Here is a 15040-nt window from a genome sequence, read left to right as displayed (position 1 = left end):
GGTGTCGCCGAAGGCGACGGATGAGGGGTGTTCCAGGGAACGCCAACGTCTCATTCCGCTGGAACACCCCTCATCCGTCTCGGCGCTGCGCGCCGATTCACCTTCTCCCACAGGGGAAGAAGGCAAGACGCTTCTTAGTTCACCCCATCCTTCCCCGCGCGGCCACCGGCAGCGTTTCCAGCACCTTGTCGCCGTCGACCAGATTGACCTCGTTGAACAAATTGGTGACGACGCAGCAATGGTCGGGCACGACACGCACGCGCTCGCCGATGCGCAGCTTGCCATCGCCCGAAAGCGTGACGGTGCCGTGTTCCTCGCTCAAACCCGTCACCCGTGCTCCCGACACGCCGAGCAACTCGCCGAAATCGGCGAGACCCAGCGTATCGCTGGACAGCGCCTTGCTCCCGGCATCGAGGATAGCACGCGTAGCTGTGGGATGGCTGACCACCGTCGACAGCACCGTCAGCGCACAGTCGTCGAGGCCGCCGACGCCTTTGGCGACTTGATAGCGGTCGAGATAGATATAGGTGCCTGGACGATATTCGGTGACAACAGATGTATCGCTGGAGCGCCACATATCCGGCGTGCCGCCGCTGGAGATGCGTTCGCAGGCGAGGCCCGACGCGGCCAGCGCCTGCTTGGCCCCGGCGAGCCAGGCTTCGGCCTCCGCCGCCCGCCCGGCGGCCGGGTAGGTCATCAGTCCTCCGAAGGCGAGGCCACCGGCTCTGTCGATCTGTCTTGCCAGCGCGACCGCTTCATCAGCCGTCTGCACGCCGCAGCGGCCCATGCCGGTGTCGCATTCGACCAGCACCGGCAGACGATGGCCGGCATCGGTGAAGGTGGTTGCCAGTCCTTCGAGCGTCTCCATGCTGTCCGCTGTCACCGACAGGGTGACGCGCCCGTGCAGCGCCAGAAGCCGTTCCAGCTTGGCGCGCCCAAGGATGTTGTAAGGAAGAAAAATATCGGTCAGCCCGGCATCGGCCATCACCTCGGCCTCGCCGATCTTCTGGCAAGTGATGCCGACGGCGCCGGCCGCTATCTGCTTCTTCGCCCAGTAGGGCAATTTGTGCGTCTTGATATGCGGCCGGAGCTTCAGCCCGTTCTTGTCGGCATGCGCCTGGGCGCGGGCAATGTTGGCTTCCGCGCGCGCGGCGTCGATCAGGATGGATGGCGTATCGAGATCTTGGACGGTCGGCATCATCTTTCACCCCATGAGGAACCGCGGGTTTTATGGCCCTGAAAATCCGTGATGTCACGCGGCCAGGCAAGCGGATCTGTGGTCCATACGCCCTGCGCAACGCCGGACTGGACGGCGAGATGGATCGACACAGCATCGACGTTCGGCTATGCGATTTGCCAGACAAATCGATACGAAGGGATCATGATCATGAAGCGCTCCGCCATCAACGACATTATCCGCGAAGCCGACGCTTTCATCCGCTCGTTCGGCTACATCATGCCGCCCTTCGCCTATTGGTCGCCGCAGGAGGCGAAGGCACGCCAAGCCGATTCCGCGGCCGTGTTTACCTCGCGACTCGGCTGGGACATCACCGATTACGGCCAGGAGAAGTTCAAGGAGCTCGGGCTGTTCCTGTTCACCGTTCGCAACGGCCGCTACGAGGACATGAAGAAGGGCATGGGCATGCTCTACGCCGAGAAGATCATGATCTCGCGCAAGGACCAGCTGTCGCCGATGCACCGCCACAACATCAAGGCCGAGGACATCATCAACCGTGGCGGCGGCAAGCTGGTGCTGGAACTGTTCATGCATGACCGCGACGGCGGCATCGATCCCAAGGCCGAGGTTTCGGTGCCGGTCGACGGAACCATCCACAGGCTGCCTGCGGGCGGGCTCCTGAAGCTCGACCCGGGCCAGAGCGTCACGCTGCTTCCCGGCGTCTGGCATGCCTTCTGGGCCGAGGGCAAGGACGTGCTGATCGGCGAGGTCTCGACCGTCAATGACGATCTCACCGACAATGTGTTTCGCGAACCGATCGGCCGTTTTTCCAACATCGACGAAGACGTTGCCCCGGTCCATCTGCTGGTGTCCGACTACGAGAAGTGGCTGGGGTAGGGGCGCCGCCCTACGCCTTCGGTGACGCCAGTCACACGGTCGAAAGTTAGCCCGTGGCGCCTGCCTACTGCGATCCTTGTTCGACCGATCCTGCCGCTTCTTCTTTGAAGACGACCTTTGTGCCTCTTTGCACTTCGGAGGCGAGGTCTTCGGCATCCCAGTTGGTCAGCCTGATGCAACCATGCGAGAAGGTCTTTCCGATCTTGCCTGGGTCCGGAGTCCCGTGAATGCCATAACTATCGATGGACAAATTGATCCAGACCGATCCCACCGGATTGTTTGGCCCGGCAGCGATCGTGAAGGGGCGCTTCGTCTTCACCCCCTTGAAGGCAAACTCGGGATCGTAGTGATAGGTTGGGTGGCGCACCACGCGTTTGACCTCTGCCTCGCCACTCGGCGCGGGCTTCTCCTGGCTCCCGATCGAGGCGGGGTACGTCGCAAGCACTTTGCCGGAAGGGTCGAGCACGCGAACCTGGCGAGCGCTCTTGTCGACCTCGACGTTCCCAATGTCTTGCGGCGGATCACCTCGGGCGACAGCTGGCACCAGCAGCTTTTGCCCCGCTCTCCTGAAGCCGATGCCGGGATTGAGGCGTTCAAGCAGTTCCTCGCTGCTGTGGAAGCGCTCCGCCATCTTTTCCAGGGCATTGTGGTAGGCCAGCCTGGGCAGGCGGGCCATCCTCTCCATGCGCGTCGGAATTCGCCTGGTGAACGGTCCCTGCACATCCTTGCGCGTCAACTCGTAGGTCTCAAGCGCGGGCCGCGAGGAGCTCGCGACCAGCTTGTCCCATGTCTCGCGGGTAAGCTTGCCGTCGGCAGGCAATCCGTTGGCCGCTTGAAACGAACTGACTGCCCGGCTGAAGTTCTCTGCTTGGCGGCCATCGATCAGGCCTGGCGAGAAGCGTGCACGATCCAGGAGGATTTGCGCCTTCAGAACGGTCGCACTGACGCCTTTCGCTTCGCTGCCGTCAAATTGGGCGTTGTTGACGGTGACCGCGTCCAGTTTTGCCGCCGCCGTTGCATCCCATGCCATGACGAGCATGGCGGCAGCGGCAAGAACGAGCCTGATCATGGAGGTCACACTCCTGTATGAGCACCTGCTTCTATGACGTCGCACGGCCGATCTGGTTCCATTCCCCTGGCTGCGTCCGACTGCCGAGTGCCGATGCGCCGCAGCGAACCCGGACCAGGGAGCACCCGGCGGTGGCGCGGGTGCATTGTTGATAAGGGTCCGCCATCATCCAGATGGATGGCGACTCTCGCCAGCGCATGTGTTGGCTTCAAGTCGAAGCGCAGCTCGGTGACCGAGGAGAGCCAGCATGCAATTTCCTGCCCAGAAGGACAGAAGACCGGCAGCCGAGGATGAGCGCCAGGCCCGGCTTGAGAAAACAGCCAGGCTCAAGCAGCTTCGGTCCTATGCTTCCTGGCTTTTGTCCGACCCAAACGCCCAACTTCACGATGAGATAGACTGCTCGGTGCTGATCGAGGAAGGCGTGATACGAGACAAAGCGTGGAGCCTGGGCTGATCGGCAGGTGACACGACCGGGCGGCGAGGGTTCCACCGCCAACGATGATCGGTCGACAATTTGTTTGGCGAGCCGATCGGCCGCAACAGTGGCGGCAGGCTGACTTCGCGTCAGTGACAGCAGCCTTGCTGCGCGCCCGTCCTGCACAGGCAGGACGAGGTGATCGGCACATCCGCCCTGGCCAGCGCCGCGGCAAGGCTTGTCTGCAATATCGGCAATTCATCAGTCTCGCCGCGCCGATTCATGCATTCCACCAGCCCGTGCAGTGCCCAGACATTGTTCGGGTGCTGGGCGCAGCGCTGCACCTTGCCGCTCAGGCCGAGATCGTCGCGATAGACCTGTTCAGCTTCTGCAGAGTGGCCCTGGTCGAGAAGCAGCGCCGCCAGCGCATGGCGCGGCGGGTGCATCCAGGCCCACGGTTCGTGTAGGACAAATTGTCGTCAAGCTCGACCGCCTGCCGCAAATGGCCATAGGCCTCGTCATGCCGGCCCTGATGGTACGCCAGCTCGCCGTCGAGCAGGGCGACACCGACAGCCAGCGAAGCCTGCGCCGGGTTGCTGAGGAAGCGCCGCTCGGGCGCAATGCCTTTCAGATGCCGATGGAACGCTTCGCGCTCGCGCTCGGCTTCAGGAAATTGCCTGAGCGTCGCATGCGCCACACCCTTGGCGTAGTGCTGCATGGCCGCCGTCAGCACATAGAGGCCCGGCTCCGCGGTTTCAGGCTCGTCGATGATCTCCTGCCAGCGGCCGAAGCGCACTTGCACATGCGATTTCATCGCATGGTAGCCTTCGACCGTCTGCGTGAGCTTGGGCCGGCCCTGGATGGCGACCACGTCGCGCGCGACCAGGCTGCGCACTCGATCGGCGGCCCACAGTGCAGGCTGGTATTGGCCCGACAACATGCAGGTGAACATCATCAGATGCAGATCGTGGCAGCAGCCGAGCAAATAGTAGGTCGGCTCGTCGGCATAGGCGAGATAGAGGTCGTTGGCGCGTACCGCCTTTTCGCTGGCACGTTTTGCTTTCTCATACTCGCCGCACAGCACATAGATGTGCCCCGGCATGTGGTTCATGTGCCCGGCATCGGGGCACATTTCGCCCAGCAAATCCGCCGACCGGATGCCGCGCTCCGGCATGGTGGACATTTCCAGGAGATGGATGTGCAGGTGGACGATCGCCGGATGTTGTGCTGCGCCGGCCGCACCGGCAAGCCGGATCGACCGCTCGCAGACGTCGAGCGCTTCGACGACATCGGAATTCGGCGCCGGCGCGCCGGTCTTGAGGTTCCACAGCCGCCGCACCGTGCGCATCATCAGCGCTTCGACCAGCAGTGCCATCACATCATGGTCGTCGGGAAAGTCCCGATACACAAGCCGCATCGCGGCGGCATAGGCATCATCCCACCGTTCGAAGTCCTCCGGGCTCACCCGGTGCGGCTTCTGAAAGCGGGCGGCCAGCGCCTCGATCAGCCGCTTCTCGATCTCACTGGCGGAAGCCGCATTGGCCCGCGCCAGCTGGACATGCTCGAAGCAGCGCCTTGTCGCGCTGTCGGCCTCGGCCTCGCCATGTTCCTTCCAGGTCAGATTGTAGAAAGGTCCGGCGGCATAGGCGATGCCCCAATGCACCATCGGACATTCAGGATCTGTTTCGAGCGCCTTCTCAAAACACTTGATGCCTTCCTCATGGTTGAAGCCGTAGCACCAGTTGAGGCCAACGTCGAACCAACGCTGGGTTTCTGTGGAGCGAGTGGAGATGGGGCGGCGGTAGGTGCCGAGGTCGAAGCGGTCCATGGGGTCTCACTCAAATCTTGTGGGGTGCGACCCCTGTCGCAGAGTCCTCACTATCGATGTGTGCCGAAATCCGTAGGCGTGGCAACGAGTGCCATTGCGGCTTTGCTTAGATATTTCCGCCACCTCCGGTTGGTCGTTTGGCCGGCGTTTCGTCTTGCCAGCCGGCCAGTTCAGGCAGGTCGTCAAGCCAACTTTTCTCGGTCACCAAGGCATCGCCGGCCTGCGGGTCAGCCTCGGTGGCGTTTTGAATGATCCAGTCCATCCACTTGCGATAGGCAGCCGGGTCCAACTGGGGCGGCAGCACCTTGGCCTTGGCCAGCATGCGTTTGCGGAAACTAACCTGCCTGCGGAGTTTGGTCGTCGTGAATTTGATTGCCTTGCCCTGGTATTCGACCGTCCAGCGCCCGTCGCCGTGGCTGGCGAGCCTGTCGATGGCGAAGCCGACGTCCACCGGCCTATCCCGCCACGGAAGCTCGATGGCATTCTTCCTCAAATCGAGTGCCCATCGCCTGTAGTCGGTCCCGGCACGCTGGGGCGGCAGCACGCCAGCCTGTTCGAGTATCTTCCTGCGGAAGGTCGGCTGCTTCTTAAGCTGGCCTGTCGTCAGCTCGATGCGATGCCCACGGATTTCGACATGCCAGCGGATCTTCCCATTGCCGAAATACTTGACCAGCCTGTCGATGACGAACGCGTCGTCGGAGAGCGTCACGCAGCCTTGGCTCATGCGTTCGAGAATGTACTGGCTCTCAGTGAGCATGACGCGGCCTTGTGGAGGAGCCTTCATGAAGCTTCACTAAGGCGGACGCAACGACCAGGCAATCTCGCCTTCCATGATTCCGTCGCATAGACACCGATGACGCGCCGTATCGCTAGCGCGCTCGTCCTGACCAGCGGCTTAGGAGCAGCGGCCCGGCGTCGGGGGGTATCGAGGGGGACTGGCGCCGAGCCTAACCGGCTTGGAGGGGGCAGTGCCGGCTGTCCGAATTATAAGCCTTTTTATGCGTCTACGCTAATTTAATTAAAGGACCATATTCCGCTGGGGCCAAGTTTACGGTCAATTTGCCGCCCGTCCCATTTCAGCACAGGGTTGCTGGCATTGCTCTTGCACCGGACCTGTTACTGGGTGAACCCCGGTCCTGATCGCGTACCCGATTAGGTAGTAGGCTCGCCGGGCTCCGAGGGCGTTGGGGTCTTCGCCCGGCGAGTTTGCCAACTTCCTATCCTTTTGGCGGCTTTTTAGCATCAGCTTGACAACTTGATCGCTCCAAAGCACCTTCGGCGAGTGGAAAATGCGAGGAGCATTTATGAAAAAGAACTATGAAAAGCCTGTCCTGGCGAAGCGAGGAATCCTTTCCTCAGTCACGGCGCAAGTCGTCGAGTCGGGTCCTGTTACGTCGGACTGAGCCGATCTCGACATGACGGGAAGCTCGCCGGCCCGGTTCGGTGTGCTGTAGGAATTGTCCTCGGGTGGCGACTCTCAAAAGGTGTCGCAATGACTAGGTCAAAACCCTCAAAGCAATTATCACAAGCTGAAATTGATCGCTTTCTAATGGCAGCGGAAGCGCTGCACCTAAGCATCATTAAGCCATTCATATCGCCGTATTACGACCACTACAGGCAGACCGGTGTCCCGCATGAGGTGTTGTTGAAGACCTTGCGGCACGTCACCCGTAAGAAAGCCGAGTTCATCCGGTGGAACACTGCTGGGCCGGTTAGGCCGCAGACGGCGGGATAACGCGTTCAGCCATCGTTGCGCTTCAAAACGAAGACCTAAAGCCTCGGCGGAGTCGGTGATATATCCGATGATACATAGGTGAGCTTTGAAGATCACGGGCTGCGTGGGTGAACAGCAGCACGATAAACAGAACGACCACTGCAGATGAAAACCCGGTCAAGAAAGCCATGCAGCCGAACGTGGCCGGCGTCGGGAGGTTCCGCACTGGTAGATACTTGAGAAATGTCTGGCTGGGGAACCTGGATTCGAACCAGGACTAACGGAGTCAGAGACAGATTGATCCGTTGATTTCCCTAGCAAATTTCGCCTTGTGTTGCAGTCGTGTTGCAGTCTTACTACGACAGCAGGAGGCGGGCCTCTATCTCCGCAACTGCTGTCTGGTCTGCGGCCTCGTCTTCGAAAAGGTGGCCGTAGGTGTCGAACGTCACCGTGATCGAGCTATGCCCCATGATCGTCTGAACGCGCTTCGGCGACAGCTTCTGTTCAATGAACAGACTGGCGGCAGCGTGCCGTAGGGCGTGGAAATTGTACTTGGCAATCTTCAACTGATCCGCGTCGGCGTCGAGCCTCGTGGCGTGCAGCTTGGACAGACCGGCGCCGACCAGGAGCGGCGTCCAGACGCGGGCGAGGATGTTGTGGTGATCAAGCGGCGTCCCCTCGTCGGAAGGGAAGACCAGACCATCGGGACCATTCGCAACCGATAGACGCTGTTGCTTCAGGGCATTGATCGCCATCGGCGCCAACGGGACGTCTCGCTCTCCGGCCGACGTCTTCGGCAACCCGAAATCACCCCATGCGTCTACTCTGCCTTTTACGGTCAGCACGCCGCGCTTCAGGTCGACGGCGCTCCATCTTAGGCCGCGCAGTTCGGAGGCGCGCAGGCCGCTGAACAGCGCCGTTACGATCAGGGCGCGGTGCTTGCCCTGGGCGGCGGCGAGGATGGTGCGCAACTCGGGCTTGGTCGGGATCTCGGGACGCTTCGACTTCCGGCGATCATTCGTCTTCACCTTCGCGTCCGACACCGGATTGGTGGCAGCCAAGCCGCGCCGCCTAGCTTCAACAAATATCGCGCCGAGCGAGCGCACGACGCGCTTGACCATGGCCAGCGATCGATCTTTCGCCAGTTCGTCGGCGAAGGCGTGAACATGCGGCGTATTGAACTGTGAGAGCTTCCTGACGCCGATCAGCGGCACGATATGGATGTTGACGTGTTGCGCGTAGGCGTCCCGCGTCGATCGCTCCAGGCCTTCGGCGTCGCACCTTTCCAGCCACAACTTCGCCGCCTCCTCGATCGTGATCGAGGCGCTGTCAGCGACGTGCACGCCAAGCTGCAGGTCGCGCCGGACCTTGACGAGATAGGCGTCGGCGTCCTTGCGCTTGTCGAACTGCTTGGAGCGGCGATTGCCGCCGGCGTCGAAATAGTCGGCCAGCCAGCGAACTTCGCCGGAGGGCAGGGTGCGCTTGCGAACCTTAGCCATTGCTATTTCCCATCCTTCTTTGGCTTGATTGGGTGCACTGTCGGTGGCGTGTATTTGAACTCGCGTGATCCCGGCTCCTTTGGGCGCAACCAAACGCCGTTAGGCCCTTTATCCTTCTGAAGCGCATTCCGAAGGAAAGGCCCGAGGTACATCTCGTCCAGATATTCGAAGGAGTCGCCCAACGGTGGAGGTACGTTTGGCACGTCAGCCAGTCGCTGCCCCACCGAAATGCCGAATTCCTCAGAATTTCGCATGTACTCCAGCATCTCCAGCAATTTCGGTTTTTGCAGCCGTTCGGCCACATCCTTGATGTGTTCCTCGATCGCGACTGGCACAGCTTCCGGGCCTTTATCTGCCTGGTATAGGGACATGGCGGTGTGCATAGCTGAAACGATGGCGTTGAATGTGAAGCGATCTTGATGCCACTCAAGCCGCGTCTGCCTCTCCACCTCCATGGCTAAATGGGCGACGAGGTACGCAAGCGCCCTCACGTGATCTGCCCCAAGGATGCGTTGCATTCGCTTTGGCTCATCGTAACTTTCCCGCAGCCGGCGCTCGACGATCTGGGAAATGGATTTGCCAGAGCTTTCGCTCTCGGCATCGAGCGCGGACCTTAGTTCAGGAGTGATGCGGGTAGAGAACGCGGCAGACTTGCCGGCGAATTCACCGCTAGGTTTCCGGCCACCACCTGGCGCGCGCTTTCCAGCCAAAGATACGTCTCCCCTTATTTGTCTTAACAAATGCATCGTTATGTATCACAACATCATGGCACCAGCAAGGCCGCGATGTTACTTCATTGGTCGCTAACCAACCAATGGAGACCTCCATGAACGTACATGCAGAACTTCTCGTGATGACCGTGCCGGAGGCGGGCGCCAAGCTCGGCCTTAGCCGCAATGGCTCTTATGACGCCGCCGCTAGGGGCGAAATTCCAACCATCAAAATCGGCAAGCTGTTGAAGGTTCCGAAGGCCGCGTTCGAGCGGATGCTGTCTCTCAAGTCGGAGGCTGCATAAATGACCGACCTCAATCCCGATGTCGCCGTCCAGACCGTAGCGGAATATCTCGTCACGCCCGTAGGCCAACGCATTCGCGCCACGGTCCCAGAAATGCGGGAACGCTTCGGGCTCACCACTATCCAGGTCATTGAAGCCATCCGGCTCGCAAACGCCCTTCGGTTGGAGAGGGCTGGCTGATGACCCTTCAAAACGAAAAACCGGCCGCGCTGCAAACGCGAACCGGTATCGAAATGTCAGCAAGCTTCCCGGCAAGTGACGATCGGAACATTAGCAAGCCCGCCCGCAAACGGCAAGCGGACACGCCGCAAGCGCGTTGGAAGCAGGCTAATCCGCAAGCCGTATGGGCGCACCAGGCACTGAGGAGCGCACTGAACAGGGGCTTGGTCATCCAGGAGCCGTGCCGCGTGTGCGGAGCGCTCGATGCCGAGGCACACCATCCGGATTACGATAGGCCAATGGATGTTGATTGGCTCTGCCGGCTGCACCATCGCAGAGAGCACAAGCGCATGCGGTGCGAGGCCATCAATGGCTGATAAGGGCATAGCGCGCAAAGGCCGCAAGACCGAAATCGGCGGCCAGTTCTCATGGCGCCTTGTCGAGATGCAGGAGTCCCCGGCCTGGCGGGTGCTCTCACAATCTGGCCACCGGGTGCTCGACCGCCTCGAAATCGAACTCGGACATCATGGTGGCAACGACAATGGCAAGCTGCCAACGACGTTCGACCAGTTCGAGGACTATGGGATCCACCGGCACGCTATCGCGCCTGCGGTGCGTGAAGTGGTCGCGCTTGGCTTCGTTGAGATCACTCAGCAAGGCCGAGCCGGCAATGCCGAATGGCGAAGGCCCAATTTCTTTAGGTTGACCTATCGGCACGCCGAAAAGACACAGCCGACAGATGACTGGCGGAAGATCGACACCATGGAGGCTGCGGAGATGATTGCCCGAGCAGCCAGAGCCGCATCTGAGAAACAAAAGTCCAGTGGTGGAAAACGCCAGCTTTCAGTGCGGATTGTGCACCACAAACAGGAAATCCTTAGTGCGGATTCCACCACTACAGGGGTTAGTGCGGATTCCACCACTACATCTATATCTCGGGGTGAAAGTCATGGGTGAGGTAGTGCCATTTCCCAGCCGAATGCCAACCAGCCGCACAGTGCCATCCACCCGAATCGCAGAGATGTACGAGGTCCAAGTCTTCAAAGGTGGTCGATGGCGGGCAAAATCCGTTCATTGCTCCCTGGAGGATGCAAAATCGGCGGTCGCCAGCATTGTCGTTGATCGGATGATTGAAGAGGGATGACCGTGATCGATCCCCTCGAAAGCCTCATCCACCATCTGGAGGGCGCGCTGTCTGCGGCCCACGCCATGAAGGCGGAATCTCTACAGAAAGACACTGCGCCTGAGCATTCTATGGAAAACATGCCCGACGACCTGATCGACCTCGCCGTCGTCGCTCAGGAATTCGACATGGAAAAGGACACGCTTCGAAAGCTCTGTCGAGAAAAGCGCATCGGCATCAAGCCGGCCGGGACGCGATGGCTTGTCAGTGTTTCGAAATTGCGGCTGCTTCGGCAGGGCAAATAGACCGTCGCGTTTCGTCGCGTTTGTCGCGTTTTAGCCTCTTCGTCCGTCGCGTTTCGGGGCGCACTTTCAGCCTCAACAACGCAACACCGGCAAGGAAACAGCCATGGCCTATGACGACACCTATCGCGGCGGCAATCTCGCCCGCCGGCCTGAAATGAGCGAGGGGCGTGCCCGTGTCCTTGCCGCTCGTTCTTCCGCCGGCTGGGAAAAGGCCGTGGAGAAGGTCAACGCCTCCGAGACCGGCGTGATACGCCAGATGGGCAAAGTGCCTGATACCGTCGACATGCTGCCTGAAGAAGCCCGCGCCTACCTGGTCGCCTTGCGCGAGGAAGCAGACGACCTCCAAAGCGCATACTGGCATCTAAACGAGCCGTGGCGCGATGCTATGACGGAATCGCAAAAGGCGGCGAATCGGGTGCGCGCCCTGACCGACCCTGACCAAGAAGCGAGGACCGGCCAGCACCGTGTCGGTGAAGACCATCCCGCTCTCATCGATGCCCGCGCCAAGCTGGTCGCAGCGAAGGCCGAACTGGAGAAGCTCACCAGCCGCCGCGAAGCCCTCGGACATCGATCGCAACTTGCCCGCCGGCTGGTGACGCGCACTGAGGAATATCTGAACGGCGCATGGTCGGGCCTGACGTTCGAACCGTTCACCGGCAAGCTTAAGAAGTTCGCCTCTGTCGATGCTGCCCGCGCCGAACTCGACAAGCTCAACGCAGCCCTGTCCGCAGCGTGGACCGCACCATGGCCCAGCTCTGCCGCTAAGGCGAAGATACGCGCCGAGATTGCTAACCTCGCAGCAAGGGGCAAGCCCGGCATCACTACCGTGGTCAATCATGGTGATGATGTTCGCTGGCCCACGCAACAGGTGAAGATGCAGGTCTTACAGCCGGAACTCGTCGGCGCTCTCGGTGCTGGCAAGACAGCCGATGCTCTCGGCCTGATCTGTTGGGCAATCGGCGACCAAATCGCCAAGGCGCTCGACAAGGAGATCGACGCCGCCAGCAATGACCAGATCGCACTCACCGACGAGCAGCGCAACGCGACACTCACCAGCCTTGCCGACGAGATCCTCGATGCCGAACGTGCAGAGGTGGCGCTCGTCGCTGCGGCTGGCATGGACCATCGGGATACTGTCGATGTCCGCGCACTGCTCGGCATCGTCGGGCCGGCGGCAGAGTAAGAGATCAGAGCAGTGGGCAATCCTTCACCCAATGCAACAAGGGACCGGGCTACCAACTGGCGGCCCGGTCTCGCCTCCCATTGCGCTTGTCGTTCCTGTCAGTCCGACGAACGCATAGAGCCGGATGGTTTCACAGCGGTTTCCATCCGGCTCGTCACGAAAGGCACGGCTGCGGTTATCCTTTCCCGTGGTGTGTGTCGCAGACAGGTTGGCTTCCGGGCTGACCTGTCTGCACCGGGCATGCTCATGGGTCCCCGTGGGCGGCTGACGTATGAGGGGCGAGCGGCAGCGCATATCAACTCTAGATACAGCGTTTCAAAAGATGGGCATGGTCACCATGCAAATCTGCCACTGCCTTGCAGGGTAAGGGCCGGCGCTCCGTTTCGACGCAACGGAGAAGTAAAGCCATGACCGCTTTGATGTCCCTTGCCGAATATGCACGCACGATAGGCGTCAACGCGTCCACGATATCGCGGGCAGTCTCTAAAGGCTCGTTGCCGGTGGTCCTGCTCTCCGATGGTCGACGAATGATTGACCGTGAAGCAGCGGACACGGCGCGGCGCCTCAACGGCAATATCTCGACGGGCCATGGCGGAAAGCCAGACAGAACCCAGCGGCGCCTTTCTGCCTGGAAAGCAAGGCGCGAAGACGGTTTTGACCCAGCCGTCAAAGCGCTCCTATGCGTCATGCGCTCTGACTGGCCGGAGCTTGCCCGAAAGGCAATGCAGATTTGTGGCGCCGATGAACTCAACCAAGCAAGGGCTGTCGTCGTCCTGCGGGCGATGACCGAAATTGCCGGCGGCAGTTTGCACACGATGAATAACGCCGCGCGGGTTTGGGACTTCAGGACCACGCTCACGCCAATCCCCGAATTGTCATGGTCGGATGATCCGACACTACGCGCGTTTCTCGAAGCCTATGGCGACGACGAGGCTGGCGCGCTTTGGCTCTCTGACGATGACGCAGGTGTCCCCGGCGGCGCCGAATGGGCCAATGAGGCAGGCGCGGCCTGCGACAACGCAGCAGCATTCAAGAGGTAAAGACATGATTCCGAACCACTATCCACCGCACTGGAAAAACGCGCTGGCCAAAGGCGACGCCACCGGTTTCCGCACCGAAGGCGACATGGTGTCGTTCTTCTTCAAGGCTCGCTTTGTCACTGCCTTCGGCACAGCCGAGGATCGGAATTACCACGACCTGGCAGACCGTCATCCTAAGCAATACGAGGCAGCGATAGGGAAGGCCCGTGCCGAAGACCGATCGAAGTTCGAACGCTCGGAAGCCGAGAAGCTTGCGCCGTTCACAGACTCAGACCCCGGCAAGCCAACAGCCATTTCCAATGCATGGGCAAAGGCAATCGAACGCCTCAATTCGCAGATGCCTGGCTGAACCATTTCCAATTGTGGCTCGTCGTGATGACGCGCCTTTTTCCCTTTGAAGGACCCGAGACATGGCCGGCACGACAATCAAACAGCGAATTGCGCTCGACGGCGGGAAAGAACTTAAGCGCGAGCTAGAAGAGTTTGGCGCCGCCGGCCGGAAAGCGTTCAAAGATCTCCAAAACGCCGCTGCCGCCACCAAGGGATTGTCTCCCGGCTTCTTCAGTTCGCTGAAACAGGCCGAGGCGCAGATCAAGGCGCTAGGCGTTCAATTCGCGAAGACCGGCAAGCAGATCCAGGACGTCGGCAGGACCCTTACCACGTCGTTGACGCTCCCGATCGTCGGTGTCGGCGCGGGCGTCCTGAAGGTTTCCGGCGACTTCGAAAAGGCGATGAACAATTTCGCCGTCAACGCCGGCATAGCTGGCCAGGCGCTGGATGACGCGAAGGCGAAGGCCAAGGAACTTGGCGTAGCGTCGGTCTTTTCGACCACCGAAGCCGCTAATGGCATGACCGAATTGGCTAAGGTCGGCATCGAATTTCAGACCATCATGACCGGTGCCGCCAAGGCGATGGTCGATCTGGCCGCTGCCAATGACACTGGTTTGGCCGCCTCTGCGGGCGTGATCGGCGACGTCATCAACCAGTTTAAGTTGAGCACATCGCAGCTTCCGGCAATCGTCGACCAGATCACCGGCGCGACCATCCAGTCAAAGCTTTCGTTCCAAGATTACGCGCTGGCAATTGGCCAGGCGGGTGGCGCAGCCGGCGCGTTGGGTGTTTCATTTGAACAGTTCAACGCCGTACTGGCCGCGACCGCATCGTCGTTTGCATCCGGCTCCGATGCTGGCACGTCATTCAAGACCTTCCTGACTCGCCTTGTCCCGCAGTCCAAGCAGGCTGCGGCGATGATGGAGAAACTGGGGCTCAAATTCTTTGACGCATCCGGCAAGATGAAGTCGATGTCCGAGATTGCCCAGGAACTTCAGGACAAGCTCGGCAAGCTGTCGCAGGAAGACCTGAACGACGCTGTTTCCACCATCTTCGGGACCGATGCCCTTCGCACCGCCATCGCCCTGATGCGGCAGGGGGGCGACGGCGTCGACAAGATGATGGTCAAGCTGAAAAATACGGACTCGGCAGACATCGCCGCCACCCGCGTCAAGGGCTTCAACGGTGAGCTGAACAAACTGGTCGAATCGCTTGGCAACCTTGGCATCGCGATAGGCGATTCCGGCTTCCTCGACTTCGCAACCGCCATCGTCATCAAGCTCTCT

Annotated in this window: 17 protein-coding genes and 1 pseudogene; 12 read left to right on the top strand and 6 right to left on the bottom strand. The window is 60.6% G+C overall.

Annotated elements, in window-relative coordinates:
- Positions 1 to 139 precede the first annotated feature (139 nt).
- Positions 140 to 1198: a D-TA family PLP-dependent enzyme gene (locus EOB59_RS30030; protein ID WP_164895793.1), complete on the bottom strand. Its 1059-nt coding sequence runs from the start codon at positions 1196 to 1198 to the stop codon at positions 140 to 142.
- Between the two features lie 189 nt (positions 1199 to 1387).
- Between EOB59_RS30030 and EOB59_RS30025 the strand changes: the two genes are divergently transcribed.
- Entirely contained in the window at positions 1388 to 2074 is a 687-nt protein-coding gene (locus tag EOB59_RS30025; RefSeq protein ID WP_127395494.1) for a D-lyxose/D-mannose family sugar isomerase, read from the top strand.
- 64 nt (positions 2075 to 2138) lie between these two features.
- Here EOB59_RS30025 and EOB59_RS30020 read toward each other — a convergent pair whose 3' ends face one another.
- On the bottom strand, positions 2139 to 3113 hold the full coding sequence (locus tag EOB59_RS30020) for a L,D-transpeptidase (RefSeq protein ID WP_348639549.1): 975 nt from the start codon (positions 3111 to 3113) through the stop codon (positions 2139 to 2141).
- Between the two features lie 277 nt (positions 3114 to 3390).
- Between EOB59_RS30020 and EOB59_RS30015 the strand changes: the two genes are divergently transcribed.
- Entirely contained in the window at positions 3391 to 3597 is a 207-nt protein-coding gene (locus tag EOB59_RS30015) for a hypothetical protein (protein ID WP_164873861.1), read from the top strand.
- A gap of 110 nt (positions 3598 to 3707) precedes the next feature.
- Here EOB59_RS30015 and EOB59_RS30010 read toward each other — a convergent pair.
- Both EOB59_RS30010 and EOB59_RS30005 read right to left on the bottom strand, forming a co-directional pair.
- A pseudogene (locus EOB59_RS30010) lies at positions 3708 to 5386 on the bottom strand (hypothetical protein).
- Between the two features lie 106 nt (positions 5387 to 5492).
- Positions 5493 to 6143 (bottom strand): hypothetical protein, encoded by a 651-nt coding sequence (locus tag EOB59_RS30005; RefSeq protein ID WP_128289901.1) that lies wholly within the window; start codon positions 6141 to 6143, stop codon positions 5493 to 5495.
- Positions 6144 to 6878: 735 nt separating this feature from the next.
- On the opposite strand from EOB59_RS30005, the gene EOB59_RS36850 reads away from it, so the two are divergent.
- Entirely contained in the window at positions 6879 to 7121 is a 243-nt protein-coding gene (locus EOB59_RS36850; protein ID WP_127810728.1) for a hypothetical protein, read from the top strand.
- Between the two features lie 335 nt (positions 7122 to 7456).
- Here EOB59_RS36850 and EOB59_RS29990 read toward each other — a convergent pair whose 3' ends face one another.
- Both EOB59_RS29990 and EOB59_RS29985 read right to left on the bottom strand, forming a co-directional pair.
- Complete coding sequence (locus EOB59_RS29990) at positions 7457 to 8692, bottom strand: site-specific integrase (RefSeq protein ID WP_128289898.1); 1236 nt, start codon at positions 8690 to 8692, stop codon at positions 7457 to 7459.
- Positions 8602 to 9309, bottom strand: coding sequence for a hypothetical protein (locus EOB59_RS29985; RefSeq protein WP_128289897.1), 708 nt, complete (start codon positions 9307 to 9309; stop codon positions 8602 to 8604). The genes EOB59_RS29990 and EOB59_RS29985 overlap by 91 nt, the downstream gene beginning before the upstream one ends.
- A 116-nt stretch (positions 9310 to 9425) precedes the next feature.
- Here EOB59_RS29985 and EOB59_RS29980 point away from each other — a divergent pair, with 116 nt between their 5' ends.
- From EOB59_RS29980 to EOB59_RS29940, 9 genes are all read left to right on the top strand, one after another.
- Positions 9426 to 9614: a helix-turn-helix domain-containing protein gene (locus EOB59_RS29980; RefSeq protein WP_245486819.1), complete on the top strand. Its 189-nt coding sequence runs from the start codon at positions 9426 to 9428 to the stop codon at positions 9612 to 9614.
- A complete protein-coding gene (locus tag EOB59_RS29975) occupies positions 9615 to 9794 on the top strand; it encodes a hypothetical protein (RefSeq protein WP_128289895.1) in 180 nt (59 codons plus the stop codon).
- A complete protein-coding gene (locus tag EOB59_RS29970; RefSeq protein WP_128289894.1) occupies positions 9794 to 10150 on the top strand; it encodes a hypothetical protein in 357 nt (118 codons plus the stop codon). The genes EOB59_RS29975 and EOB59_RS29970 overlap by 1 nt, the downstream gene beginning before the upstream one ends.
- Positions 10143 to 10730 carry a hypothetical protein gene (locus EOB59_RS29965; protein WP_128289893.1) on the top strand — a complete coding sequence of 196 codons (588 nt, stop codon included), beginning with the start codon at positions 10143 to 10145 and terminating at the stop codon, positions 10728 to 10730. Before EOB59_RS29970 ends, EOB59_RS29965 begins: the two co-directional genes overlap by 8 nt.
- A 189-nt stretch (positions 10731 to 10919) precedes the next feature.
- Positions 10920 to 11201: a hypothetical protein gene (locus EOB59_RS29960; protein WP_128289892.1), complete on the top strand. Its 282-nt coding sequence runs from the start codon at positions 10920 to 10922 to the stop codon at positions 11199 to 11201.
- Positions 11202 to 11304: 103 nt separating this feature from the next.
- The gene (locus EOB59_RS29955; protein ID WP_128289891.1) at positions 11305 to 12384 is read left to right on the top strand and encodes a hypothetical protein; all 1080 of its coding nucleotides are present in this window, start codon (positions 11305 to 11307) and stop codon (positions 12382 to 12384) included.
- 407 nt (positions 12385 to 12791) lie between these two features.
- Complete coding sequence (locus EOB59_RS29950; RefSeq protein WP_128289890.1) at positions 12792 to 13424, top strand: hypothetical protein; 633 nt, start codon at positions 12792 to 12794, stop codon at positions 13422 to 13424.
- Positions 13425 to 13428: 4 nt separating this feature from the next.
- Positions 13429 to 13773, top strand: coding sequence for a hypothetical protein (locus EOB59_RS29945; RefSeq protein ID WP_128289889.1), 345 nt, complete (start codon positions 13429 to 13431; stop codon positions 13771 to 13773).
- Between the two features lie 61 nt (positions 13774 to 13834).
- Positions 13835 to 15040: phage tail tape measure protein (locus EOB59_RS29940; protein WP_128289888.1), on the top strand; the 1206-nt coding region annotated here is incomplete at its 3' end.

This window comes from Mesorhizobium sp. M7A.F.Ca.MR.176.00.0.0, assembly GCF_004023165.1.
In the GTDB taxonomy this organism is placed as follows: domain Bacteria; phylum Pseudomonadota; class Alphaproteobacteria; order Rhizobiales; family Rhizobiaceae; genus Mesorhizobium.
Note: the sequence above shows the minus strand (reverse complement) of the source record. Positions and strands in the feature narration are given on the sequence as shown.